This is a genomic window from Sinorhizobium sp. Y406 (assembly GCF_058732025.1).
This window is the reverse complement of the sequence record NZ_CM178975.1, coordinates 513,794-539,972: the sequence shown is the minus strand read 5'-3', so window position 1 is coordinate 539,972 and position 26,179 is coordinate 513,794. Positions and strand designations below refer to the sequence as shown.

General features: G+C 62.7%; 23 protein-coding genes. 20 read left to right on the top strand and 3 right to left on the bottom strand.

The window, feature by feature from the left end; genetic code table 11:
• Window positions 1–15 precede the first annotated feature (15 nt).
• The 19 genes from AC4P1R_RS19465 (at window position 16) to AC4P1R_RS19375 (ending at window position 22,609) form a co-directional block, all read left to right on the top strand.
• Complete coding sequence (locus AC4P1R_RS19465; RefSeq protein WP_151613683.1) at window positions 16–2,538, top strand: heavy metal translocating P-type ATPase; 2,523 nt, start codon at window positions 16–18, stop codon at window positions 2,536–2,538.
• Window positions 2,539–2,540: 2 nt separating this feature from the next.
• Window positions 2,541–3,605: a 2Fe-2S iron-sulfur cluster-binding protein gene (locus AC4P1R_RS19460; protein ID WP_255642789.1), complete on the top strand. Its 1,065-nt coding sequence runs from the start codon at window positions 2,541–2,543 to the stop codon at window positions 3,603–3,605.
• Entirely contained in the window at window positions 3,602–4,075 is a 474-nt protein-coding gene (cueR, locus tag AC4P1R_RS19455; RefSeq protein WP_151613681.1) for a Cu(I)-responsive transcriptional regulator, read from the top strand. Before AC4P1R_RS19460 ends, cueR begins: the two co-directional genes overlap by 4 nt.
• Before the next feature lie 32 nt (window positions 4,076–4,107).
• Window positions 4,108–5,613 (top strand): multicopper oxidase family protein, encoded by a 1,506-nt coding sequence (locus tag AC4P1R_RS19450; RefSeq protein ID WP_151613680.1) that lies wholly within the window; start codon window positions 4,108–4,110, stop codon window positions 5,611–5,613.
• 442 nt (window positions 5,614–6,055) lie between these two features.
• Window positions 6,056–7,000 (top strand): ABC transporter permease, encoded by a 945-nt coding sequence (locus tag AC4P1R_RS19445; RefSeq protein ID WP_069456938.1) that lies wholly within the window; start codon window positions 6,056–6,058, stop codon window positions 6,998–7,000.
• Window positions 6,990–7,904, top strand: a complete 915-nt coding sequence (locus AC4P1R_RS19440; RefSeq protein WP_106407743.1) for an ABC transporter permease — start codon at window positions 6,990–6,992, stop codon at window positions 7,902–7,904. Before AC4P1R_RS19445 ends, AC4P1R_RS19440 begins: the two co-directional genes overlap by 11 nt.
• Window positions 7,897–8,901 carry an ABC transporter ATP-binding protein gene (locus AC4P1R_RS19435; RefSeq protein ID WP_151613679.1) on the top strand — a complete coding sequence of 335 codons (1,005 nt, stop codon included), beginning with the start codon at window positions 7,897–7,899 and terminating at the stop codon, window positions 8,899–8,901. Before AC4P1R_RS19440 ends, AC4P1R_RS19435 begins: the two co-directional genes overlap by 8 nt.
• Window positions 8,898–9,965 (top strand): ABC transporter ATP-binding protein, encoded by a 1,068-nt coding sequence (locus AC4P1R_RS19430; protein WP_151613678.1) that lies wholly within the window; start codon window positions 8,898–8,900, stop codon window positions 9,963–9,965. The genes AC4P1R_RS19435 and AC4P1R_RS19430 overlap by 4 nt, the downstream gene beginning before the upstream one ends.
• Window positions 9,966–10,072: 107 nt before the next feature.
• Window positions 10,073–11,566, top strand: a complete 1,494-nt coding sequence (locus AC4P1R_RS19425; protein WP_069456935.1) for an ABC transporter substrate-binding protein — start codon at window positions 10,073–10,075, stop codon at window positions 11,564–11,566.
• 150 nt (window positions 11,567–11,716) lie between these two features.
• On the top strand, window positions 11,717–12,940 hold the full coding sequence (locus AC4P1R_RS19420) for an MFS transporter (protein ID WP_151613677.1): 1,224 nt from the start codon (window positions 11,717–11,719) through the stop codon (window positions 12,938–12,940).
• A gap of 722 nt (window positions 12,941–13,662) precedes the next feature.
• Window positions 13,663–14,865, top strand: coding sequence for an ABC transporter permease (locus AC4P1R_RS19415; protein ID WP_151613676.1), 1,203 nt, complete (start codon window positions 13,663–13,665; stop codon window positions 14,863–14,865).
• Entirely contained in the window at window positions 14,862–15,800 is a 939-nt protein-coding gene (locus AC4P1R_RS19410; protein WP_151613675.1) for an ABC transporter ATP-binding protein, read from the top strand. Before AC4P1R_RS19415 ends, AC4P1R_RS19410 begins: the two co-directional genes overlap by 4 nt.
• The gene (locus tag AC4P1R_RS19405) at window positions 15,800–16,537 is read left to right on the top strand and encodes an ABC transporter permease (RefSeq protein ID WP_151613963.1); all 738 of its coding nucleotides are present in this window, start codon (window positions 15,800–15,802) and stop codon (window positions 16,535–16,537) included. Before AC4P1R_RS19410 ends, AC4P1R_RS19405 begins: the two co-directional genes overlap by 1 nt.
• Before the next feature lie 189 nt (window positions 16,538–16,726).
• Window positions 16,727–17,887, top strand: coding sequence for a Gfo/Idh/MocA family protein (locus tag AC4P1R_RS19400; protein WP_151613674.1), 1,161 nt, complete (start codon window positions 16,727–16,729; stop codon window positions 17,885–17,887).
• Between the two features lie 14 nt (window positions 17,888–17,901).
• A complete protein-coding gene (locus AC4P1R_RS19395) occupies window positions 17,902–18,786 on the top strand; it encodes a carbohydrate ABC transporter permease (RefSeq protein WP_151613673.1) in 885 nt (294 codons plus the stop codon).
• Complete coding sequence (locus AC4P1R_RS19390; RefSeq protein ID WP_151613672.1) at window positions 18,783–19,640, top strand: carbohydrate ABC transporter permease; 858 nt, start codon at window positions 18,783–18,785, stop codon at window positions 19,638–19,640. Before AC4P1R_RS19395 ends, AC4P1R_RS19390 begins: the two co-directional genes overlap by 4 nt.
• 35 nt (window positions 19,641–19,675) lie before the next feature.
• Window positions 19,676–20,899 carry an ABC transporter substrate-binding protein gene (locus AC4P1R_RS19385; RefSeq protein ID WP_427915879.1) on the top strand — a complete coding sequence of 408 codons (1,224 nt, stop codon included), beginning with the start codon at window positions 19,676–19,678 and terminating at the stop codon, window positions 20,897–20,899.
• 74 nt (window positions 20,900–20,973) lie between these two features.
• Entirely contained in the window at window positions 20,974–22,107 is a 1,134-nt protein-coding gene (locus AC4P1R_RS19380) for an ABC transporter ATP-binding protein (RefSeq protein WP_069456780.1), read from the top strand.
• A 1-nt stretch (window position 22,108) separates the two neighbouring features.
• Window positions 22,109–22,609: a GNAT family N-acetyltransferase gene (locus AC4P1R_RS19375; RefSeq protein WP_069456781.1), complete on the top strand. Its 501-nt coding sequence runs from the start codon at window positions 22,109–22,111 to the stop codon at window positions 22,607–22,609.
• A 27-nt stretch (window positions 22,610–22,636) separates the two neighbouring features.
• Here AC4P1R_RS19375 and AC4P1R_RS19370 read toward each other — a convergent pair whose 3' ends face one another.
• The 3 genes from AC4P1R_RS19370 to AC4P1R_RS19360 form a co-directional block, all read right to left on the bottom strand.
• Entirely contained in the window at window positions 22,637–23,416 is a 780-nt protein-coding gene (locus tag AC4P1R_RS19370) for an SDR family oxidoreductase (protein WP_151613670.1), read from the bottom strand.
• 88 nt (window positions 23,417–23,504) lie between these two features.
• Window positions 23,505–24,692, bottom strand: coding sequence for an aminotransferase class V-fold PLP-dependent enzyme (locus AC4P1R_RS19365; protein WP_151613669.1), 1,188 nt, complete (start codon window positions 24,690–24,692; stop codon window positions 23,505–23,507).
• On the bottom strand, window positions 24,689–25,162 hold the full coding sequence (locus AC4P1R_RS19360; RefSeq protein WP_151613668.1) for a RidA family protein: 474 nt from the start codon (window positions 25,160–25,162) through the stop codon (window positions 24,689–24,691). The genes AC4P1R_RS19365 and AC4P1R_RS19360 overlap by 4 nt, the downstream gene beginning before the upstream one ends.
• A 106-nt stretch (window positions 25,163–25,268) precedes the next feature.
• On the opposite strand from AC4P1R_RS19360, the gene gcvA reads away from it, so the two are divergent.
• Window positions 25,269–26,171 carry a transcriptional regulator GcvA gene (gene gcvA / locus AC4P1R_RS19355; RefSeq protein WP_151613667.1) on the top strand — a complete coding sequence of 301 codons (903 nt, stop codon included), beginning with the start codon at window positions 25,269–25,271 and terminating at the stop codon, window positions 26,169–26,171.
• Window positions 26,172–26,179: the final 8 nt, after the last annotated feature.

Below are 26,179 nucleotides of genomic sequence, written 5' to 3'. Positions count from 1 at the left end.
TTTCGGAGGAGCAACATGAGCCCGGCGACTGCTACAAATCCTGCTCTTCTCGGCATCTATGTCGAAGGAATGAGCTGCGCTTCCTGCGTCAATCGAATCGAGAAGGCTATTCGAACCGTACCTGGTGTGAAGTCCGCCGCCGTGAACCTGGCGACGGATCGCGCCGATGTGGCGTTCGCAGGCCCGGCGGATTTGGGTGCCATTTTAAAGGCGGTTCAGAACGCCGGCTATTCCACGAAAACGGACAGCATAGAACTCGCAGTCGAAGGCGCTACGTGCGCCTCCTGCGTCAATCGCATTGAAGCGGCGCTAAGAAGGGTGCCGGGTGTCCTCGACGCCACGATGAACCTTGCCACCGAGAGGGCCTTCCTGCACGTGGTTAGCGGCGCTGCCAGTATCCAGGACCTGATGGCGGCCGTCGAGCGGGCGGGTTACACCGCCCGGGCAGTCGCTGCCGAAAACCCCGAGGATGCACAGGCAGAGGCTCGCGATCGCGAGGCGCGCAGTCTCGCGGGTGCCTTGAGCCTCTCGGCCGTGTTGACGCTTCCCATTTTCGTGCTTGAGATGGGGTCGCATTTCGTGCCGGCGATCCATGACTTTGTCATGACCAGTATTGGCATGCAGGAGAGCTGGTATTTGCAGTTCCTGCTGGCGACGATCGTGCTCTTCGGACCCGGCCTCCGCTTCTTCCGCAAGGGCGTGCCCGCTCTCTTGCGTGGGGCCCCCGACATGAACAGCCTCGTGGCCCTCGGCACGGCAGCGGCATGGAGCTACTCCGTCGTCGCCACCTTCGCATCTTCGCTCCTGCCCAACGGCACGGCCAATATTTATTACGAGGCTGCTGCGGTGATCGTTACCCTCATCCTGCTCGGCCGCTATCTGGAAAACCGCGCCAAGGGCCGCACTTCGGAAGCGATCAAGCGCCTCGTCGGCCTGCAGGCCAAGACTGCCAGAGTTGTGCGCGATGGCGAGACGGTCGAGGTCCCGCTCGATCAGGTGCAGATGGGAGACCTCATTCTCGTGCGACCGGGCGACAAGGTGCCAGTCGATGGCGAGGTGGTGGACGGCTCGTCCTATGTCGACGAATCGATGATCACCGGAGAGCCCGTGCCCGTTGCAAAGGGCTTGGGGGCAAGCGTGGTCGGCGGCACGATTAATAAGACAGGCGCCTTCACCTTCCGCGCCACCAAGGTCGGCGCCGATACGGTGCTCGCCCAGATCATCCGCATGGTTGAGCAGGCGCAGGGCGCCAAGTTGCCGATCCAGGCGCTTGTCGACAAGGTCACGGCATGGTTCGTTCCGGCAGTGATGCTGGCAGCCGCCGCCACCTTCCTCGTCTGGCTTTTCTTTGGTCCGACGCCGGCGCTCAGCTTCGCGCTCGTTAACGCGGTGGCCGTGCTCATCATCGCCTGCCCGTGCGCCATGGGCCTTGCTACTCCAACCTCCATCATGGTCGGTATGGGTCGCGCCGCCGAAATGGGTATTCTTTTCCGCAAGGGCGAGGCGCTCCAAACGCTTAAAAGCGCTGATGTGATCGCCATGGACAAGACAGGCACCCTGACCAAGGGCCGTCCCGAACTCACGGATCTCATCCCCGCCGGGGGGTTCGACAGGGACGAGGTGCTAGCCGCTGTGGCCGCCGTCGAGACACGGTCGGAGCACCCCATCGGAGAAGCCATCATCGCGGCGGCGAACCGTGCAGGTCTTACTCTGCCTGAAGTGGAAGGGTTCGACGCCATTCCCGGATTCGGCGCCAAGGCGCTGGTGTCGGGACGCACCGTCCAGGTGGGCGCTGACCGGCTGATGACGAAACTCGGCCTCGATGTCTCAGCCTTCGCAGGCGAAGTCAATCGGCTTGGCGATGAAGGCAAGAGCCCGCTGTTCGCGGCCATCGACGGCAAGATCGCCGCGGTGATCGCCGTATCGGACCCGATCAAGCAGACAACCGTCGAGGCCGTCAACGCGCTGCACAAGCTCGGGCTTAGAGTTGCGATGATCACCGGCGATAACCGAAAAACCGCCGAGGCGATTGCTCGCCGGCTGAAGATCGACGAGGTGGTGGCCGAGGTGCTTCCGGACGGAAAAGTCCAGGCGCTGGAAAACTTGCGCGCCGCTGACCGCAAGGTGGCGTTCGTGGGGGACGGCATCAACGATGCCCCTGCTTTGGCGGCCGCTGATGTCGGCATTGCTATCGGCACGGGGACCGACGTGGCCATCGAAAGTGCCAATGTCGTGCTGATGTCCGGCGATTTGCGCGGCGTGCCGAATGCCATCGCCCTTTCGAAGGCGACGATCCGCAACATCAAGGAGAACCTGTTCTGGGCCTTCGCCTATAACACAGTGCTAGTACCCGTTGCGGCCGGAGCGCTGTTTCCCGCCTATGGGCTGCTGCTCTCGCCCATGATCGCAGCCGGCGCGATGGCGCTGTCCAGTGTCTTTGTCTTGGGCAACGCGCTGCGGCTCAAGCGCTTCCGGGCTCCCATGAAATTCGACGCAGTGCAGGCTGACGTGAATGGCCGCCTCGCGGCAGCGCAATAGCAATGGGCAAGGGAGGAGTACTCGTGGGAAAGTCAGTCCATATCCGCCAGGTGGACCGGGAGATTGCGGTAGCGGACGAGCGCACCATCCTGGAAGCGGCCCTGGAGCAGGGTATCGCCTATCCCCATGGCTGCCGCTCAGGTCGCTGCGGCTCCTGCAAGTCGCGCCTGATAACAGGTGAGGTTGAGTTGTTGCCGCACACGCCCTTCGCTCTGACGCCCGAAGAGCGGGCCATGGGGCTGATCCTTGCCTGCCGGGCGCAGCCGAAGACGGACGCGACGGTCGCCTGGCTGGGCAGAGAGGAAGACCGGGCGGACCATCCGGTTGAGACGTTCCAGGCACGAGTCATTTCGCTGGACAACGCCACGCATGATATAAAGCGCGTGAGGATCATGCCGGAAAGCGGCCTGCCGCTCTCCTTCAGCGCAGGGCAATATGCGCAGCTTTCCTTTCCGGGAGCGCCGACGCGTGACTATTCCATGGCAAACAGGCCTGGCGAAAGGGAACTCGAGTTCCACATACGCCGCATCCCCAATGGCGCGGCAAGCGAACGGGTAGCCAGCACGCTGGCCGTCGGAGACGAGGTGACGGTGCGCGGCCCCTTTGGGAGCGCTTTCCTGCGCCACCGCCATACCGGGCCGATATTGGCCGTTGCCGGCGGGTCCGGCATGGCGCCGATGAAGGCTGTCGTGGAGACGGCGCTGAACCACGGATTCCGCCAGCCTATCCGCTTGTACTTCGGCGTGCGCCAGGAGCGGGACCTCTATCTGGTCGATCACTTCGCGGCCGCTTGCGAGCGCCATCCGAACCTGACCTTTATTCCGGTTCTTTCGCAGGTCGAGCGCTCCGCTGCTTACCGCACGGGCACCGTTACCCAAGCCATTGCGGAGGATCTGCAGGATCTCGATGGTTGGCAAGCCTACATGGCGGGCCCGCCGGCAATGACCGACAGCGCGACACCGATCCTGCTCGAACGCGGACTTCAGCGCGACGAACTTCATGTCGATGTGTTTTTCACACCGGAAGCGGCGTTCGAGCCGGAGCAGAAACTGGAGGATGTGAAATGAATATCGGTGATGTTTCCCGAGAGTCGGGCGTTTCCACAAAGATGATCCGCTACTATGAAGAGATCGGGCTCATTCCGGCCGCTCATAGGACTGAGGCGGGCTACCGCATCTACTGCGAGAAGGATGTGCACAAGCTGCGCTTTATCCGGCGGGCGCGGGATCTCGGCTTCTCCGTGACGCAACTGACCGAGTTGCTGGCCCTTTGGTCGGATGGCCATCGCGCCAGCGCAGACGTCAAGCGTATAGCCCGCCAGCACATCGCGGAACTGGAACACAAGGTCCAGGAACTCCGGGCGATGACAGACGCACTGAAACACCTGGCCGAACATTGTCATGGCGACCACCGCCCGGAGTGTCCGATCCTCGAGGACTTGGCCGGCGCGATTGAGGTTGAAGCCAGGCACATGGACCTCACGCGCTTTGGGGCGGGCGGTGTCGACCCCGTGCGCCGAAAGAAAGAAATCCTGTGAGCGGCCGCTAGGGAAAAGAGTTGGAGACGAGAATGCCAGACCTCTCACGTCGTCAGTTTCTCACTTCCTGCGCCGCCGCCGCTATGGCTGTAGCCAGTCCGTCATTGCTGGTCCCCGCGCGCCACGCTTCCGCAGCGCCGGCAACGTCGATCAGGGCCGGAACCAGAACGATCGAGGTCAACGGCCGGGCCGCCACGGTTTACGGTCTGATGCAGGCTAACGGCACGCACGGGCTTATCGCGGAGGCAGGCGGTCCATTCAGGGTGCGGTTGGAAAACGGGCTCGACGAGGAGACGCTGATTCATTGGCACGGGCTTACCCCTCCGTGGAAGCAAGACGGTGTTCCGAATGTCTCTCAGGCGCTGCTTTCCCCCGGCGCCGCGCACGACTATGACTTCTTGCTGAAGCAGGCCGGCACCAACTGGATGCACTCCCATCACGGTCTGCAGGAACAGCGCCTGCTTGCCGCCCCGCTTGTCGTGCGCGACCCGGCCGAAGCTCGGGAAGACGTGCAGGAAGTGGTCGTGCTCTTCCACGACTTCACCTTCCGCGATCCGGCCGAGGTGCTGGCCGGCTTGCAGGGTGGCGGGCAGGCTGCCCAAGCAGCTGCCCAAGCACAGGCTGCGCCCATGGATCATGCCGCAATGGGCCACGCCGCGATGGGTCATGGGGCTCCGGCGCCCGCAGCAGGCGGGCATTCTGGCGGAGGTGGTGTAGCTGCGCCCGCAGGTGCGCACCTGAACGACGTCGAATACGACGCATTCCTCGCCAATGACCGTACGCTTGACGATCCCGAAGTCTTCCGGGTGGAGCGCGGTGGGCGGGTGCGCCTACGGCTGATCAACGGCGCTGCCGCGACTAACTTCTGGATCGACCTTGGCGGGCTCGAGGGGCGGCTGATCGCGGTCGACGGAATGCCGGTCGAGCCGGTCCGCGGACGGCGTTTCGAATTCGCCATCGCGCAACGCCTCGATATCGCGCTGGAATTGCCGAAGAACGAAGGCGCATGGCCGATCTTTGCCATCCGCGAGGGAGAGCGTGCGCGCACCGGTTTCATACTGGCCACCTCGGCCGGCGCCGTAGAACGGACCGGCGGAGAGACAGACGAAGCCGCCGACGCGGTAGGGCTCGCCCTCGAAGGAAAGCTGCGCGCTGTGCAGCCACTGGCGGGACGACCGGCCGACCGCGAGCACACGGTCACCATCACCGAGGCGCCCGGCTATGTCTGGATGCTGAACGGCAAGAGGAGCGGCGAAGACGCACCGCTCTCTGTGTCCGAGGGAGAGCGCGTCGAGATCACCTTCCGCGATCAGACCACGATGGCGCACCCCATGCATCTGCACGGCCATCACTTTCAGGTGGTCGCCATCAACGGCAAGCGGATCGCGGGAGCGGTGCGCGACACCGTGCTCGTCCCGTCGCAGGGCAGCGTGACAGTCGCTTTCGATGCAATGAACCCAGGCAAGTGGCCGCTTCACTGCCACCACCTCTACCATATGACTGGAGGAATGATGACCACGGTTGAGTATCAAACCTAGGTTCTTCTACCACTTTCCAGGTGCGTTTATGTTAATTCAGTATCTCGATGAATATTTCTCGGGAGGTTGTTACACTTGGTATTCGGACTATGCTTCGAATACCCGAAAAATGTCTTAGAAACGATAGCAAATGCTTTTAGTGTTCGTAATTTAGCATATTCTTCTTTTTGAAATGCAGTACACTTTATTTGACCGAAGTGACGAGAGATGAAGGAATGAACGGAAGCGAAGGTCCAGTGTGACCTTTGCGACAGCCAACCGCGGTGGGGAGCGCAATAAGCCAGAGGGGGCAGGCGCTCGCCGGAAATGGGAGGACTGAGATGTCCGCATCTTGTTCGAGCTCTGCAGAAGTGGAGCCTCGGCGGAGCTTAGACTCCCTCTGCACGGCGTCCTGTGGTGGCGAGGCGACTCGCGGCCGCGGCGCGAAAATGGGAGAACGGGCATGTGGACGACGTGGCTTCAACGTTTCTTGATCTTAGGCCTGATGCTTCTTGGCGTCTCGCTCATGGCTTTCCTCGTGCCGTATGTGAGCGGTGGCGATCCAGCGCGGACGATACTGATGTCACGGGTTCGCGACCTTGCTGTCGATCCTGCCGCCGTTGAGGCGATGCGCGTCAATTTAGGTCTCGACCGGCCACTGCCGGTGCAATATGGCGCCTGGCTGTGGCAGGCGGTCCAGGGCGATCTGGGCTATTCGTTCGCGAGCGGCAGGCCCGTTGCCTCCGAGATCGGACGGGCGCTCGGCGTGTCGATAACCTTGGCGCTGACGGCGCTCGGCATTGCCGCTGCCGTCGCCATACCGCTAGGAACCTTGGCGGCAACGCGGCCGGGCGGGAAGGTCGACAGCGCCACGACGCTGATGGTCCAGACCTTCGTGGCAACGCCGGAATATTGGCTGGCGCCGATGGGCATCCTCGTTTTCGCACTTTACCTCGGATGGCTACCGTCCGCTGGCTGGACGAGCTGGACCGCATTAGTGCTGCCGGCCACAGTGCTGTCGCTGCGCCCGATGGCCTATTTCACGCAGGTGACCCGGGCCGCCATGATGGATGTGCTACAGGCCCCTTATATCACCGCAGCGCGCAGCCGTGGCCTCAGCATGCGCCAGACGGTAATGCGCCACGGCCTGCGCAACGGCTCTTTGCCGATCGTCACCTTCTTTGCACTGTGGCTGGCCGGGCTCCTCGGCGGGTCGGTCGTGATCGAGGTTATCTTCGCGATCCCCGGCATGGGGCGGCTGCTCTATGAGGCTGTCATCAATCGCGACGTCCCGATGCTGCAAGGCGGTTTCGTGTCCATCGTGGCGCTGTCGATCCTGATCAACACAATCGCCGACATGCTCTATGTCGTGCTTAACCCGGCAGTGAGGTCCGGCCATGCGCATTGACAACACTTCACAAGGTGTGTCTGCCAGCTCGCTTGCGCCGATGCGGCTTAGGTATACGGCCGCACCGCGGCTGTGGCAGTTCCTCCGCCGGCGCCATTGGACGTTCCGCACAGGGATCGTGATCCTGGTGGCGCTCGTGATTACACTCATCCTGGCGCCGTGGATCGCTCCTTATGATCCGGCCGTGCAGAACCTGATTGCACGGCTGTCGCCGCCGAGCGCGGAGCACTGGCTGGGTACGGATCATCTCGGGCGCGACCTCTTCAGCCGCCTCCTTGTCGGCGGTCGCTTCACCGTAACCATCGCCATGGTCACAGTTTTGCTGTCTTTTGCCATTGGCACGCTGATCGGCGTCGTCGCCGGACGCGTCCAAGGCAGTCTGGTCGATGAGATATCAATGCGCGTCATCGACGTTCTGATCTCAATCCCGGACGTCGTGGTGGCAATCTTCCTGGTTGCCATTTTCGGCCCCGGCTATGCGACGCTGATCGCCTCTCTCACGGTTATCGGCTGGACACCGTTTGCGCGGCTCGCCCGCGGGCTGACCCTGGCAATCAATGCTCAGGGTTATATTAGGGCGGCGGAGGTGCTGGGATGCAGCCGGTCCTTCATCATCCTCCGCCACGTCATTCCGAACATCATCCGTCCGATCGCGGCCGTCAGCTTCCTGCGCTTCGGCCACAAGCTGATCACGGTCGGAGCGCTCTCCTTCCTCGGGCTCGGCGTACAGCCGCCAGCGGCCGACTGGGCACTGATGCTCGCCGATGCACAGCCCTATGTGGAGCGGCTGCCGATCTTGATGATCGCGCCGGGCCTGGCGATCTTCGTGGCGGCGCTCAGCGTCACCTGGATCGGGCACGGGCTGGAGATCGAAGCCAGAGATGGAGACTCAGGCGATGAATAAAAATAACGAACCGTTGCTGGTGATCGAGAACCTCAAGGTCGCCTTTCCGGGCCAATCGGCGCCGGTGATCGACGGGCTCAGCCTGACACTCGACCGTGGCGAGGTTCTGGCGCTGGTCGGCGAATCGGGCTCGGGCAAGAGCATGACGGCGCTGTCGCTCATGCGGCTGCTGCCAGCTGGCGGCGCGATTACCGGCGGGCGCATCCGCTTCGACGGCGAGGATGTCCTGTCGCTGGCTGACCGGCAGATGAATCGGTTGCGCGGCGGGCGCATGGCGATGCTGTTCCAGCAGCCACAGGCGATGCTCGATCCAACCTCGCGGGTCGGCGCCCAGATCGCCGAACCGATGCGGCTGCATCGTGGCCTCGGGTACCGGGCGGCCATGAGTCGGGTGCTCGACCTTCTGCGCGACGTTGGAATCCCTGACCCCGCGGTGCGGGCGCGGTGCTTTTCGCACGAACTCTCCGGCGGGATGGCGCAGCGCGTGATGATGGCGGCAGCACTGAGCGGCGATCCGGATATGCTGATCGCAGACGAGCCGACGACCGCGCTCGACGTCACCGTGCAGGCGCAGATCCTGCGGCTTATCGACGAGGAGAGACGCAAGCGCAACCTGGCGACGCTGCTCATCACCCACGACCTCGCCGTCGTCGCGGCGCTCGCCGACCGGGTCGCGGTTATGTATGCCGGGCGGATCGTCGAGGAGGGACCGGCGAAGGCGGTTCTCGAGTCGCCGCAACACCCGTATACGCAGGCGCTAATGCGCTGCTCATTGCTTGTTCCCGATCCAAGGGGGCAATTGCTGTCAATCCCCGGCTCGGGGACACACGCACGAGAACTGACCTGCGGCTGCCGCTTCCATCCGCGTTGCAGTGCGGCGTCGCAGCACGGCCTCACCGGCCGGTGCATGCGGTCCGAGCCGGCGCTCAAACCCGATCCGGATGGCCATGTAACGCGCTGCTGGGCCGTCGAAGCCGAAAAGGAGACGGCAGCATGAACAGCCACACGCTTTTGCAGGCCGTGACGAGGAATGCCCAGCCGCCCGCCCGCCAGGCCATTCAACCACCACTGGTGGAGGTCGAGCACCTTGCGAAGTATTACTTCCTCAGCCGGTCGTTCTCGATCAAATCGGTCGACGGTGTCTCTTTCGCTATAGGACAAGGGGAAGTGCTTGGCCTTGTCGGCGAGTCGGGCTGCGGCAAGAGTACGATCGCTCGCCTATTGACACGCCAGACAACGCCAACGAGCGGCGAGGTAAAGATAGCGGGGCATGAGATTGCCGAGGCAAGCGGGAAGGATCTGAAGCGCCTGCGCCGCACCGTGCAGCTCGTCTTCCAGGACCCGTTCGGGGCGCTCGACCCGCGTATGCGGATCGGCACGAGCATGGAGGCGCCGCTGGCGCAGCATCGCATCGGAACGCGCGAGGAGCGCCGTGTGAAAGTCATGCGCATGCTCGCGGAAGTCGGCCTGGACGAAAGCTTCTATGAACGCTACCCCAGGCAATGCTCGGGCGGACAATTGCAGCGCGTCGTCATCGGTCGGGCACTTCTCCTCGAGCCGCGCTTCCTGATCTGCGACGAGCCGACATCGGCGCTAGACGCCTCGATGCGCACGCAGATCCTCAATCTGTTGACGGATCTGAAGCGCCGCCACGGCCTGACCATGCTGATGATCTCTCACGATCTCAGGGTGGTACGCCACATCTGCGACCGCATTGCCGTGATGTATCTGGGTCGGATCGTTGAGGTCGCCGACCGTGATGCGCTCTTCAAGACGCCGCGCCACCCCTACACGAAAGCACTGATTGCCGCTTCCATGCTCGATCGGACCGGGCTCTATGCGCCGGAGATTCAGTTGCGCGGCGACCTTCCGAGCCCCCTCAACCCGCCCCGCGGCTGCCGCTTCCACACCCGCTGCGCCCACGCGCAAGCGAAGTGCTCACAGGCCGAGCCGGAATTCGAAGCGGCGAGCGAGAGCCATCAGGTACGCTGCCACTTCTGGCGGGAATTGCAGCCCGGAAAGTCACCAGAGGCGGGCCCAGCCCAAGGGAGGGCGAAATGAAGGGAGGTGCGCTGTCATGCCGAATGGCAGCGCATTGCTGGCTGCCCGTCACGTTCGACATGACGGTTACAGGTCGATACGAAACAAAATAGGAGGAGGAACAGGAAATGAAGAGATATGCACTTGCGGCGTTATGCGCGACGACATTGACCGCCAGCGCCATTGCCCAGGAAGACAAAACGCTCACCTATGCCGATTTCCAGCCGGTTCAGACGAATTGGCAGATGGCCAGCGACGATTCTTACCTTGGTAGCCGCGCCGGCTGTTTCGAGACGCTTGTGCGCCTCAATTGGCAACTGCAGCTTGAACCGGGTCTCGCCACGTCGTGGGAGCAGGTCGAACCGACGATATGGGAGTTCACGCTGCGCGATGGCGTACAATTCCAAGACGGTTCGCCTCTGACAGCCGAGGCCGTGACCGGCGCGCTAAAACATCTGCTCGCCGCAGAGATGCCGGCGCGGCCCTTCTCGCCGAAACTGATCAAGTCCGTGGAACCGGTCGGGGAGAAGGTCGTCCGCATCACCACCCATACCCCTTCGGTCCTGCTTCCGGCGCAGCTCGCTGCACCCAACACGACAATCCTGTCGCCGGCCGCCTACCAGGGCGCATCGATTGATCCTGTCGGCCGATGCACCGGCCCCTTCGAGATCGTCGAAGTCAAACCCAAGGAGTATCTGAAATTCAAGCGCAATGACAATTATTGGGGCGGCAAGCCCACGCTCGAGGGAGGCATGGTGGTGTTCATTCCCGATGCGAATACCCGCATGACTCAGGTTCGCAGCGGTGAAGCCGATATCGCTCGTCTGATCCCGCCCCATGGCGTCAAGCAAATGGAAGGGGCGCAGGGGATCGAACTGATACAGCTGAAAACTCCGCGCGTAACCGAATTGCTGCTCAACAACAAGAAGGAACCGCTCAACGATGTCCGCGTTCGCCAGGCCATTCAGGCCGCAATCGACGGCGAGGCGATTGCGGCAAGCGTCTATGAAGGCACGGTGACGGCTGCGGCTTCTGCCTTCTCGCCTGACGATCCCTGGGCGCCAAAGGGCATCAAGCCGATCTACGATCCGGCTCGTGCGAAGGCGTTGCTGGAGGAGGCCGGAATCCGGCCCGGGCAATTGCAGCTCGAACTTCTGGCCTATACGTCAAGAACCGAACTGAGGGACATTGGTGCCATCATCCAGGCACAACTTGGTGAGATCGGCATCAAGGTCAATCTGCGCGTGGCCGAGTATACGGCGATCGAACCCCAGATGATCTCCGGCGACTATGACATGGCGCTGATGTCGCGTGGATATCTCACCGACATTGCCGATCCCTTCGGCTTTCTGACGGCGGATTATTCCTGCGGTGGCAGCTACAACATGTCACACTACTGCTCGGAAGAAGTCGATGCGCAGATTGAGAAGGCATCTTCGCTCATCGATTCGAAGGCGCGGTACGAGATCTATGCGCAGCTTGCCAAGAAATTGTTCGATGAGGCAGTTACCGTCTATCTGGTGAATGAGACGTCCTTCGATGCTCGTAGTGAGCGGGTGAAGAACTACGATATGCATCCTCTGGTCTATTACCTGATGACCAAGGATCTTTCCGTCGAATAACTGTCATCTCGGGATCGCGCGGGCTTCTGTTCCGAGCGATCCCACAGCGACGCAATCTCTCCCCGCGCATTTCAGTCCAGGCGTCGGCAGGCGCAGCCATGCGCGTGAACCCTCGGAACGGCCGGATTCCAGAACCTGCAGGCGCGTCAGATGCTCAGTGTCCTCTCCAATCCAACCTTCCGTGCCTTCTACCTGGCACAGATCGCCTCGCTCGTCGGGGCGGGGCTGGCGACCGTGGCGCTCGGGCTCATGGCCTTCGAGCTGGCCGGCAGTGCGGCCGGCGCTGTGCTCGGCACGGCGCTTGCCCTGAAGACGCTGACCACGGTCGGACTTTCTCCCTTCGTCACCGCCTGGCTTGAGCGGTTCTCCCGACGCAGCGTCCTGATTGGGCTCGAAATCGCCCGCGGGGCGGTGATTTTCCTCTTCCCATTCGTCACGGAAGTCTGGCAGGTCTACGTACTGATCGTGCTGCTGCATTCGGTCTCTGCCGGACTCGTGCCGAGCGTGCGGGCCACCATTCCCGACATCCTGCCCGACGAGAAGGATTACACCCGGGCCCTCGTACTCACCCAGCTCTCCTACGATATGGAAACCGTGGCGAGTCCCCTGCTTGCCCTCCTCCTCCTGAGCCTCGTCCCGCTCGATGGGCTCTTCATCGTTGCTGTGGCAGGGTTTTTCGTTTCGGCGGCCCTGATAGCGTCCGTGTCTCTCCCGGCGCAGAATCCCGCCGTCGGCCTCGGCGTGGGCGCGCGCGCGGTGAAAGGTCTTCGGATTTATCTCGGCACGCCGATGCTGCGATGTCTTCTCGCCCTAACCTTCTGCGCGGCTACCGCCAGCGCCATGGTGCTCGTCAACACGGTTGTCCTCGTCCAGTCGGAACTGGGACTCGAGCCGAAAGCCACTGTTCTGGCAATCGGTGTGTTCGGCGTTGGATCCATGTCGGCGGCCGTCCTCATACCGAGGCTGCTTGACCGCTTTCCGGAGCGTGTCGTGATGCTGGCGGGCGCGTGTCTCTGCTCGGGCGGCTTGGGGGCCGGGGCTGCGATCACCGGCTATGCAACTATGCTGCTGCTCTGGTTGAGCCTTGGATCGGGTTATGCACTGATCCTCACGCCGGCCGGCCGATTGGTCGCGCGGGCGGCAGGCAGGTCGGACCGGTCCGTTCTCTTTGCCGCCCAGTTTGCCCTGACCCATGCCTGCTGGTTCATTGCCTATCTGACGGCCGGGATGGCGGGTGCGACTGTCGGCATCGCATTCACCTTCGCAATTCTCGCCGCCATGTCCGCGGCCGGGCTGCTCGTCGCCGCGCTCGTCTGGCCCGCTGATCATGCCGCCGTCGCGGCTGTCGTTAGCGACGATCGCCGCGAGCAATGAGGTGTCGCTTTTTTGAACGCACTCTCTCCCCAAATGTTCGAAGTGAACGGGCTCAGCGTTAAGGTGAAGGAAGGAGCGGCCGGATGCCCGCGCCGGCCACATGACGCCTCCAGTCACACGTAGCATCGACCGTGTACTCTGCCCTCTGACCACGGGGGCAGGCGCGATTGTGGCCGGGGAACGACATTCCAGGCTTCAGTGAGGTCCTCAGCGACGAAAAACGGCCGATCCGCTCCAAACGCATTCCACTCGAGCGTGCGTCAGACGCTGGTGAATTCAGCCTAAAAAGACCGCGGCGGCACAAGAGACATATCGCTCGGGAGCGAACCTTACTCGGTTGCATGCATACATGAAACTCGCCATCCGGAGACGATTTCACTCTAGAATCGCGGTAACGTATGACCTCGCCCGTTTCCTCCACCACATATCCTTCCGGTCCTTCCGTGATGGCGGCACCATGGACCGGTTGGCAGTCCCGATCGCTACAGCACAATACCGTCCCGACGGGGAGCTGTGCGCCGACGTTTGAGAAAAGCAGCCATCTGGCACTTTCGCTGCGAATTTCCGGATCCCACCCTGAGCGGGCTTACGACTCCGGTACCAAGCGTCAGACCTTGAACACTGGCGGTTCCCATCATCGAGACTTGGTATAAGCTCGCAAAAAGAGCGTTACCCGACTTCGGGCGACGCTCGCCGGCTTTCGGCATTGAGCGGACGAGTTTATGGCGATCGATACCATTCCCGATACAGAGCAGCGCAGGGCCCTTGCTCTCGACAAGCTCGGCGTGATCATTGCGGCTCTCGCGGTCTACGGCGCTTTCCTTGCGCCCTTTGCAACGTTCCGCGCCAACCGTATCGTGCAGGGCGAAACGAGGGCGATCCTCGAGGCATTGCCGCCATTGCTCGGCTATGGGCTGCTCTTCGTCCTGATAGCCGGCGCCGCCATCGCGCTCTTGAAAACCCCCGCGGCGGTTCGCATGGCTGCCGCCGTTGCGGTTCTGGTTGCGCTCGCACTTCTCGTCGGGATCTCCGCCGACCACCTGATGCCGGCTGACAATGCCTATGCCCGCATCTCGCCGGCCTCCGGATTCTGGATACTGATCTTCGCGTTCGCGCTGCTTATCGCCGATGCGCTGACGCGGCTCGCCCCGGGGCCGGGTATCCGGCTCCTTTTCCTCGCCGGGGTTCTGGCGCTCATCGGTGCAATGCTGGTGACCGGCCGCTGGGACGGGCTCTCTATCCTCAAGGAATATGCAAGCCGCGCCGACACGTTCTGGGCGGAAGCAGGCCGACATCTGACGCTGGCGCTCGGCTCCCTCGCTGCCGCGGCTCTCGTCGGGCTGCCGCTCGGCATTCTCTGCCATCGCGTCGATCGACTGCGCAACGCTGTTTTGAGCGTGCTCAACGCCATCCAGACGATCCCGTCGATCGCCCTCTTCGGCATCCTGATCGGCCCGCTCGGCTGGATTGCCGCTCATGTCCCGGGGGCGATGGCGATCGGGGTGCGCGGCATCGGCTTCGCTCCGGCGTTCGTCGCGCTGTTTCTCTATTCCCTCCTTCCCATGGTCGCCAACACGGTCGTCGGTCTCGCCGGCGTACCGCGCGCCGCCAATGATGCCGCACGCGGGATCGGCATGACGGACCGGCAGCGGCTTTTCGCAATCGAATTGCCACTGGCCCTTCCGGTGATCCTGGCCGGCATCCGCATCGTGCTGGTGCAGAATATCGGCCTTGCGACGATCGCCGCCCTCATCGGCGGAGGCGGCTTCGGCGTTTTCGTCTTCCAGGGCATCGGCCAGACGGCGATGGATCTCGTATTGCTCGGAGCGGCCCCGACCGTGCTTCTGGCCTTTGTGGCGGCGATCGTGCTCGATTGCCTGATCGAAATGATCGCCGCGGATCGCGGCCGGAGCCAGGCGCCATGATCGAATTCGAGCATATCAGCAAGTTCTACGGTGATGCCGAGGTGGTGAGCGACGTCTCGCTCGCCGTCGCACCGCACACGGTCACCGTCGTCGTCGGGACCTCCGGCTCCGGCAAGACCACCCTCATCAGAATGGTCAATCGCCTGGTCGAGCCCTCATCCGGCATGATCCGGATTGACGGCGAGGACAATCGGTCCGTGCCCGCTTTCGAGTTGCGCCGCCGCATCGGCTACGCGATCCAGGGCCACGGCCTCTTTCCGCATCGGACGGTCGCGGAGAACATCGCCACGGTCCCGACACTGCTCGGCTGGAAGAAGGCGCGGATCAAGGCCAAGGTCGAGGAACTGCTGGAGCTCTTCCAGCTCGACCCGGACTTCTTCGGCGCGCGGTATCCGCACGAACTCTCCGGAGGACAGCAGCAAAGGGTCGGCGTCGCGCGGGCGCTGGCAGCCGAGCCCAACCTGCTCCTGATGGATGAGCCCTTCGGCGCGCTCGACCCGATCATCCGCGCAAAGGCGCAGGACGATCTGGTGGCAATCCAGAAGCATTTCGGCACGACGATCATCCTCGTGACGCACGACATGGAGGAGGCTTTCCGTCTCGCCGACAGGATCGCGGTCATGGACAAGGGTGAGGTCGTGCAATATGCGTCGCCGGCCGAGATGCTGGTCCGGCCGGCCACCCCCTTTGTGCAGGCGTTGATCGGTGCCAGTGAACGGCCCTTCCGCCTGCTTGCGATCGAGACGGCCGGCGATGCGCTCGAGCCCGGTCACGCCGAGGGCGAACCTATACCGGCGACGCTCAACCAGCGCGATGCGCTTTCCGAACTCCTCTGGTCCGGCCGTGCCGCGCTGCCCGTCGCCGCAGCGGACGGCAGGATTATCGGCAGGATCAGTCTCGAAAGTCTCGTGCGGCGCGCGGCGAGGCCGGCGTGATGGTTTCCCCCGCCAATCTCCTGCGGTTCGGCGGCGCTGTCATCCTGCTGGCATTCCTGCTGCAGCCCGGCTGGTTCGAAGCGCTGCTGAAGCCGCTGGTTCAGGAAAACGCGCCGGCGATCTACAATCGCGGCAGCCTCCTCTGGCTGACGGTCCTGCATCTGAGGACCGTGCTCGTCGCGACGCTCGCCGCCATCATTGTCGCCGTGTCACTGGCGATCCTCGTCACCCGCGAGGCGGGGGCGGAGTTTTTGCCGCTTTCGCGCAGCCTCGTGAATATCGGCCAGACCTTCCCGCCGGTTGCGGTCCTGGCGCTGTCCGTTCCGATCTTCGGCTTCGGCGAGAAGCCGACGCTGATCGCCCTCTTTCTCTACGGCCTGCTGCCGATTTTCGAGAATGCCCTGACCGGGCTAACGACCCTGCCGCCGGCAGTGATCGAGGCGGCGCGCGGCGCCGGGATGACCGAGCGCCAGCGCCTCCTGAGGGTCGAACTTCCGCTGGCGCTGCCGGTGATCCTGACCGGCGTTCGGCTGTCCGTCGTGATCAGCCTGGCCACCGCGACGATCGGCTCGACGGTGGCGGCAAAGACGCTTGGCGAAGTCATCATCGCCGGGCTGCAGGCGAACAACCTCGCCTTCGTGCTGCAGGGAGGGCTTATAGTGGCGGTCCTTGCCGTGCTCATCCATGATGCGCTTCAGGCCGTGGAGCACGCACTCGCGCAGCGCTCCCACATCTGAAGCACCACGGATCAGGGCATCCCATTCCCACGAAAGATCAGCGTTTTGCTGCCTATCTCTCAAATCGGATAAACGCTGCTGCTTATGAAAATGAATTTCACTAATTCATCGATTTCGTGATTTGCGGTTGACGGAATGGAGTTTCTATCTCAGTCTAAGAAAATAAATTACGAAAGAACAGGGGACAGCATGAAGGTCGGAATGATCGGACTCGGATTCCGTCTCGGTTACCTCGGCTATGTCTTCCGGGCGATCGACGAGAGCTTCGAGATCGCCGGTTATGTTGATCCCGACCCTGCGGGACTTGCGGGTATCGAGGAAAAGGGCATTTCCGCCGGCAAGGCCTATGCCACTCCCGAGGAACTGATCGCCAGCGAGAAGCTCGATCTCCTGATGATCGGCTCTCCGAACCACCTGCATCTCGGCCATATCCGCATCGGCCTCGAGGCCGGCCTCAAGGTCTTTTGCGAGAAACCGATCGTCAGCACAGTGGAGCAGAGCCTCGAGCTTGCGGCGCTGCTGGCGAAATATGGCCATGACCGGCTGATGGTTGGTCTCGTGCTGCGCTACGCGCCGATGTATCGCGACCTTCGTGCCGCGCAGGCTGCCGGCTCGCTCGGCGAGATCGTCTCGATCGAAGCGTGCGAGCATATAGAGCCCTGTCATGGTGCGTTCTTCATGCGCGACTGGCGGCGCTATGGGCGCTATTCGGGCAGCTTCATGCTCGAGAAATGCTGCCACGACCTCGACCTCTATAACGGCGTGGTCGGTGTCCGGCCGGAGCGCGTCGCAAGCTTTGGCGGTCGCAAGAGCTTCGTGCCGGTCAACGATCCTGCCCGCGAGGGCGTCAACGACCTGCAACTCTTTCATCGCAAGCCGAGCGGCTGGCTCGGCTCCGACAAGGTCTTCGACAGCGACGGCGATATCATCGACTACCAGGTCGCGATCGTCGAATATGCCAACGGCGTCGCCATGAATTTCCACACTAACCTGAACGTGCCGGACCAGTTCCGCCGTTTCTGCGTCATCGGTTCGCGCGGCATGGCGGAGGGTGATTTCATCCGCGGCTATCTCGACGTGCACGAGGTGCTTTCGGGCAAGAAGGTCGTCGAGAAGCGCTATGCAAAGGAGACGGAGCTCTCGCAGCATTACGGCGCCGACGAGCAGATGGCGGCCGAGATCATTGCCCATGTGAGGAATGGCGGGCCGCTGCCGGTCTCGCCGCTCGATGCACTGGAAGCGGGCATCCTGGCGCTTTCCATGGACGAAGCGCGAACGAGGCGCACGGTCGTTGACCTGAGGCCGTTGTGGGATCGCTTCGACGAAGCCCTGCAAGCCCGCGCGGCCTGAGCGGAGAAAGAGGCATGAGCGTCCGCCGCAGCACCCTGATCTTCGCCTGGACCCTGCTGCTTCCGGCCGTGCTCTATGTGACGGTGATCGTCGCCTATCCGCTGGTGGATACCTTCATCCTGTCCTTCACCGATGCCTCGCTGAAGAAGACGACCAACTGGGTCGGCGCTGCCAATTACGAGAAGATCTTCAACGGTACCTTCGCCGAGGTGATCATCCGCACCTTCGTGTGGACCGCCTTCTCGGTGGCGATCAAAATGATCATAGGCACCTTCGGCGCGGTGATGCTGAATGCGGCCGTGCCGGGACGGGCGCTCTTCCGCGTGCTCACCATGCCGCCCTGGATCGTGCCGATGGCGATCGGCATCTTCATGTGGGGCTGGATGTATAACGGCCAGTTCGGAATGATCTCCGGCCTCCTGCAGAACTGGGGCCTGATCGACGGGCCAGTCGCCTTTCTCGCGCACGGCTCCACCGCCTTCTGGGCGACGATCGTCACCGATGTCTGGATCGGCGTGCCGATGGTGACGCTCTATATGCTCGCCTCGATGCAGGCGGTTCCGCAGGACCTCTACGAAGCGGCATGGACCGACGGCGCGGGTCGCTTCTACCGCTTCCGCCGCATCACCCTGCCGCTCCTCGTCCCGGCGATGATCACCATGTCGATGCTGTCGCTGATCGCCACCTTCAACTCCTTCGACATCATCTGGATCCTCACCCAGGGGGGCCCGAACGGCGATACGACGACGATGATCATCGACACCTATCGTACCGCAATCGGCTCCAAGAAATACGGGGAAGGGGCGGCGCGCGCCGTGCTCATCTGCATCTTCCTGTCGATCTTCTGCATCGCCTATTTCCGTGTCACCCATCGCCTCGCCTCGGAGGAGCACCGATGAGCCAACCGACCATGATCCACCGCTATCGCTGGTACGAGCTCGTCGGCATCTATGCGGGCATTCTCCTCTTCCTGACCTTCATCCTCGCGCCGTTCGTCGAAGGGTTTCTGGTGTCGCTGAAGCCGCTCGCGCTCCTGTTTTCGTCGCCCTATCGATTTTGGCCGGAGAACGGCTCCCTCGCGGCCTATCGCACGATGTGGGTGAGCGTGCCGGGCTTTGCCCGTTATATCTTCAATTCCTTCTTCATCTCCACGATCATCACGGTCGCGGTGCTTCTGCTGGTGGTGCCGTCGGCCTATGCATTCGCCCGCTTCAAATTCCGCGGCAGCGGCGCCCTGCTGGCGGCCTTCCTCGCGGTCAACATGTTCTCGGGCGCCGTGCTCCTGATCCCGCTCTTCCGGCTGATGCGCAGTTTCGGCGTGCTCAACACCTATTTCGCCATGATCGTGCCGGGCGTCGCCTTTCTCATCCCTTCGGCCATCTGGCTCCTGCGCACCTATATGATGCGCATCCCGCGCGAACTCGACGAGGCCGCCTTCGTCGACGGGGCCAGCCATGTCTACACCCTTCGCCGGGTGATCCTGCCGATCGCCATGCCGGGCATCGCGGTCGTCGCGATCACCACCTTCATCGGTTCCTATGCCCAGCAGTTCATCTTCGCCCTGACCTTCAATTCGAAGACCGAATACATGCCGTTGCCGATCGGTCTCTACGCCTATTTCGGCCGGCAGGAAGTCGTCTGGAACGAGTTGATGGCGGCGAGCTTCGTCGGCATTGCACCGGCCGTGATCGTGATTTTCTTTCTCCAACGTTATCTCGTCAGCGGCCTGACCGCCGGCGCGGTGAAGCAATGAGCAACCATCAAAAAAGGGGAGTTCCATCAGTGACCATGGCCAGTAAAGCTGCACTTCTTACGCTTGCCCTCGTCGGATCGACCGCGCTCGGCAGCGTTGCCGCACAGGCCGCCGACCAGGAGATCGCCTGGATCTATTGCGGCGACAAGATCGATCCCATCCACGAGAAATACATCAAGGAGTGGGAAGGCCGGAACCCCGGCTGGAAGGTCTTGCCGGAAGTCGTCGGCTGGGCGCAGTGCCAGGACAAGGCGACGACGCTCGCGGCTGCCGGGACACCGGTCGCCATGGCCTATGTGGGGTCCCGCACGCTCAAGGAGTTCGCCGAGAACGATCTGATCGTTCCGGTCCCTATGACCGAAGAGGAAAAGAAGAGCTATTACCCGAATATCGTCGACACGGTGACATTTGGAGGCACGCAATGGGGCGTTCCGATCGCTTTCTCGACGAAGGCGCTTTATTGGAACAAGGATCTCTTCAAGCAGGCTGGCCTCGATCCTGAAACCCCGCCGAAGACCTGGGCCGAAGAAGTCGCCTTTGCCAAGCAGATCAAGGAAAAGACCGGCGTCGCCGGCTATGGTCTGCCGGCCAAAACCTTCGACAACACGATGCATCAGTTCATGCACTGGGTTTACACCAACAACGGCAAGGTGATCGATGGCGATAAGATCGTCATGGACAGTCCCGAGGTGTTGGCCGCGCTGCAGGCCTACAAGGATATCGTGCCCTACTCCGTCGAGGGGGCGACGGCCTACGAGCAGAACGAGATTCGTGCCATCTTCCTCGATGGCAAGGCTGGCATGATCCAGTCGGGCTCCGGGGCGGCTGCGCTGCTCAAGGATACAAAGATCGACTGGGGCATCGCGCCGCTGCCGCTCGGCCCTTCGGCCAAGGGGGAAGGCACGCTGCTGATCACCGACAGTCTTGCGATCTTCAAAGACACGGGAGTCGAGGAAAAGGCGATCGAATTCGCCAAGTTCATTACATCTCCCGGTCCCCAGGGCGAATACGAGTTGCAGGGCGGCGCAGGGCTGACGCCGCTACGCCCGTCCCCGAAGGTCGACGAATTCGTCAAGGCTGACCCGGCCTGGAAGCCATTGATCGACGGCATCGGCTATGGCGGTCCGGAGCCGCTCTTCACCGATTACAAAGGCTTTCAGAACGCAATGATCGAAATGGTGCAGTCGGTCGTCACCGGCAAGGCGGAGCCAGCCGATGCCTTGAAAAAGGCTGCCGGCGAACTCGAACAGTACAAGTAAGCTCATCGTGGACCGCGGGTTCTTCCCGCGGTCCTTCCTATTTCGGAAGCGCTGCGGCGGCTGGAGACAGAGTTTTGGGACAGCTCAATCTCGACGGAGTTCGAAAATTCTACGGTACGTATGAGGTACTGAAGAGCATTCAGCTTGAGGTGAAGAACGGCGAATTCGTGGTCTTCGTCGGACCGTCCGGCTGCGGCAAGTCTACGCTTCTCCGGATGATTGCCGGTCTCGACGAGACGACGGCCGGCGACATCCTGATCGACGGCAAGCGGGTCAACGATCTGCCGCCGGTCAAGCGCGGCATAGCCATGGTCTTCCAGTCCTATGCGCTTTATCCGCACATGACGGTCTTCGAGAACATCGCCTTTCCGCTGCGCGTCGAGAAGATGCCCGAGGACAAGCTGAAGGCGAAGGTGGAGCATGCGGCCCGCATCCTTCACCTCGAGCAGCGGCTTGAGCAGAAGCCCGGCATGCTCTCGGGTGGGCAGCGGCAGCGCGTCGCGATCGGCCGGGCGATCGTGCGCGAGCCGAAGATATTCCTCTTCGACGAGCCGCTGTCGAACCTTGACGCGGCGCTGCGCGCCGACATGCGCATCGAACTTGCGAAGCTTCACCGGCAATTGAAGGCGACGATGATCTACGTCACGCACGACCAGGTCGAGGCGATGACGATGGCGGACCGGATCGTCGTACTGAATGCCGGCCGGATCGCACAGACCGGGGCACCACTCGAGCTTTATCATAAGCCGGCCAACATGTTCGTGGCCGGCTTCATCGGCCATCCCAGGATGAACTTCCTCCCGGTCACCTGCAAGGGCGTGAGCGATGCCGGTGTCGAGGTGGACTACAGGGGCGAGAGGGCGACGATACCCGTGGAGCCGCGCGACGGGATCGTCGGCGGGACGTTGACACTCGGCGTTCGGCCGGAGCACATTCACACCGTTCCAGGAGACCTGACGTTGACGATCACGCCTTCCGTCATCGAGCGCCTCGGCGCTCATACCGTTGCCTATGCTTCGCTCGGGGGCGAGGGCGAGAACTATTGCGCCATGCTCCCCGGAACCGTCTCCCTGCGGACGGACGAACAGGTGAGGACCGGCATCAAGGCTGCCGACTGCCATCTCTTCGACGAGAACGGCATTGCCTTCGAGCGTCGGGTCGAGATGACCGACATCGACGCGGCGCTCTTCAATCCGGCAGCGGCCTGACATGCCCGTCGGCATCCGGCTGCTCGTCCCCGACGACATCGAAATCTTCCAGCGTATTCGGCTGGAGGCACTGCGTGCCGAGCCCGATTGCTTCGCCAGCAGCGTCGAGGACTGGGAGAAGTTGAGCGACGACGAGTGGCGGAGGCGACTGGTCGACGGTTCCGTATTCGCCGGTTTTCGTGGCGAGGATCCGGTCGGCATCATGGGTTTGCTGCGCGAACGGGCGAAAAACATGGCGCATCGCGCAACGCTGGTGATGGTCTATGTGCGCCAGGATTCCCGCGGGACGGGGCTCGCGACCAGCCTTCTCAAGGCCGTGACCGATCACGCGCTCGCCCAGGGAATCCGCCAATTGGAACTGGCGGTCAGCGCCGAGAATCCGAAGGCGATCGGCTTCTACCGCCGGAACGGCTTTGCACAGATCGGCTGCATTCCCGGCGGTTGCATCCGCAACGGCCGGGAAGTGGATGACATCCTCATGGCGCGACGCATCGTGGCGTGAACCGAGCAGATATTTGCGGGCGGCCGCTCAGAAGGTCGAGTTGAACGCTCCGCCATCGATCAGCAGGTTCTGCCCGACGATATAGCCGGCATATTGACTGCAGAGAAATGCCGCCGCGGCGCCGAATTCTTCCGGGGTGCCGACGCGTCCCGTCGGATTGTGCGCATATTCCTCGGCGCGCGCCTCGTCGAGCGATATTCCCCGCGCCTTGGCCGTCTTCTCGAGCAGTTTTTCCAGCCGTTCCGTGTCGTGCGAGCCCGGGAGCAGGTTGTTGATGACGACGCCGTGACGGGCCACCTGGCGCGCGGTGCCGGCGACAAAACCGGTCAAGCCGCTGCGGGCGCCGTTCGAGAGACAGAGCTGCGGGATCGGCGATTTGACCGAGGCGGAGGTGATATTGACGATCCGGCCCCATTTCCGCGCGATCATGCCCGGGAGCACCGCTTTCATCAACAGGATCGGGGCGAGCATATTGGACCTTATCGCCTCCTGCCAATTGGCCTCGGTGACGCTCGACCAATCGCCGGGCGGCGGGCCGCCGGCATTGGTGATGAGAATGTCGGGCTTCGGCTCCTGGCGAAGGAGCGCATTGCGGCCTTCCTCCGTCGTCACGTCTGCAGCGACGATCTCCACCTGCGTGCCGTAGGTTTCGCTGATGGCCCGGGCCGTCTCGCGAAGCTGCTTCGGCTCGCGGGCATTGAGCGTCAGGATGACGCCCGCCTCGGCGAGCTTCTCCGCCACGCCTCGCCCCAAGCCCTTTGAACCAGCGCAAACGAGTGCTCGTTTTCCTTTGATACCCAAGTCCATTATTGCGTGCTCCACTAAATTCTTTGCCAATCTGGAAGCCCGGACGAGCCGACAGCGCATGCGAGCCTGTCCGATGAAGATGGCGGCCTCATGCTCTTGCGGCCAGCGCTGCGACTGCATCGGAAAGCAGGGCCACCTCGGATGGAGTGTTGAGATAGCTGACCGACGCGCGCGCGACCTGGTCCAGCCGGCGTGCCGTCATGTCGAGCGGCGTGTAGGGGACGCCGTTGGCGCCGGTCGCAATCTGTCTTTCGGCAAGCGCTACGCGGATTTCGCTCGCCGGTACGCCATCAATAGTGAAGGAGACGATGCCGGAAAGATCCGTGCCGAGATCGCGGACGGTCACTTTCGGAATGCTGCGCAGGTTGTCCCGCAGCGTGCCTGCGAGCGTTGTGATCCTCTCGTGAATTATGTTGATCCCGATTGCCTTTGCCTGACGGATTGCAGTGCCGAGGCCGAGAAGCAGGGCTGGTGAATTCTCGCTGGCTTCGAAGCGGCGCGCATCGTTGCGCATGGCCACTACGCCGTCGACGATCGGGCCGGAAACGACGTCCAGATAAGACGGAGTCAATCGCTGCAGGAATGCTCGCCGAACATAAAGGATCGCCGTGCCACGAGGACCGCGCAGGAACTTCCGCCCGGCCGCCGTCAGGGCGTCGCAGCCGAGGGCGCCGACGTGGATGGGGATCTGGCCAAGAGCCTGCGCCGCGTCGATGAAGTAGGGAATGCCTGCCGCCTTGGTGACACATCCGACCGCTGCGGCATCGTTGATCAAGCCACCATTCGCCGGAAGCCATGTCAACGAGACGAGACGCACGCGATCATCGATCAGGTTTGCGAGCGCGGAGGCGTCGATGCCCCCGTCTTCGCGCGCCGGAATGGTCTCGACGCGTGCTCCGGTGCGCGCGGCGGCTGCCTGCATCGTGGCAAGATTGCCACCCCATTCCTGACGACCAACCAGGATACGATCGCCGGCGGCAAGCGGCGGCAGCGCCGCGAAAGCAGCGCCCCAGGCGGCACTTCCGCTGCCCATGAAGGCCATCTCGTCGGGTGTGGCGCCGATTAAACTAGCCGCATCGGCTCGAACATCCTCCAATAGCGGACCCGCATCGATCGCAGTTTCCATCGGTCCATCGACCGCTTCCCTGTGCAGGTAACGCCAGATCGTCTCGAGGGTCGGCCGGGAAGGCAGCGAGGCGCCGGAGTGATTGAAGTGCACGCCAAACTCGCAGCCAGGCGTTTCGGAGCGGAGCTCTTCCACGTCGAATGTGTTCATGCCGCGGGCTCCAGTTCCACAAGCGCGTCGACCTCCACGGTCGCGCCGGCCGGCAAGGACGCGACGCCGACCGCGGCGCGGGCGTGCCGCCCCGCTTCCCCGAAGACACCGACGAACACGTCTGAAGCACCATTGGCGACTTGCGAATGGTCCGAGAAGTCCGGGGCCGACGCGATGAAGACACCGAGGCGAGCGATGCGCCGGACGCTTGCGAGCGATCCGTCGGTTGCGGCGGCGATCTGCGCGATGACACCGACCGCTGCGCATTCTGCAGCGAGGCGACCCTGCTCCGGCGAAACGCCTGCTCCGACCGCTCCCGTCAGCACCGCGTCATTCCTCACGCTGATCTGACCCGAGACGATCAGCAAGTTACCCGCTCTGACCGCAGAGACGTAGTTGGCCACGGGGGACGAAGGCTCCGGCAAGGAATGGCCGAGTGCTGCAAGTCTGGATGCAAATGTGTCTGACATGGCGATCTCCCTTAGAAGTAGCGGGAGAATGCACGGCTGAGCGCGTTGCTTCCAATTCAAACTTCGCTATGGTGCGATCGAACTGGCTAATGTCTCCGGGGAGACCATGCGTGCATCGACTACCATGCCGCCGCTGCAGGCGCTGCGCGTCTTCGAGGCGGTAGGCCGACTATCGAGTTTCCGTCGCGCCGGTGAGGAGTTGCTCATTACGCAAAGCGCCGTGAGCCACCACATCAAACAACTCGAGGACACGCTCGGCTTGCGCCTGTTCATCCGAAGGGCCAAGAGCATAGAATTGACGCCCGAGGGTGCCGCCTACCTCGCGCGTACGAACGAAGCATTCGGAATCATCACGAGCGCCACCTACCAGATGCGCCGGCAGGCGGGAAGGAGGAGGGTGCGCGTCAGCGTTCTGCCGTCCTTTGCGGCCAACTGGCTCGTTTCCCGCTTATCGCGATTCATGCACGAGTATCCCGATATCGAGGTCGAACTCGAGCCGACGTTGCGCCTCACCGATTTCGCTGCCGACGAGGTTGATCTCGCCATCCGCTTCGGCGCCGGCAGATGGCAGGGGGTGAGGGCCGAGCGATTGATGAACGAAGAATTGAGCCCGGTGCTCAGCCCGGATCTTTTCGGTGACGGTTCGCGCTTCGCCGACCCGGCGGACCTGCTATCCGAGACATTGCTCGACTCCATGAATCCGTTTGAATGGGAGCTCTGGTTGGACGAGGCCGGCCTCGATCACCGGCAGGCCCGCGTGCTGCAGTTGACGGATTACAACATCGCTCTCCAGGCAGCTCTCAATGGTCAGGGCGTGGCGATCGGCCGTTTGCTCCTCGTTGGCGATCATATCGCGGCGGGGCGGTTGCTGCGCCCATTCCCGCTGATCGTCCGATCCGAGAATACGGCCTATTGGCTGGTCATCCCCGAAAACGGCCGGCTTAGCGCTGCGGCGGAAGTCTTCGCATTATGGCTGAAGGGAGAGGCCGGCTATCAGCCCCAAAAATAAACGATGGG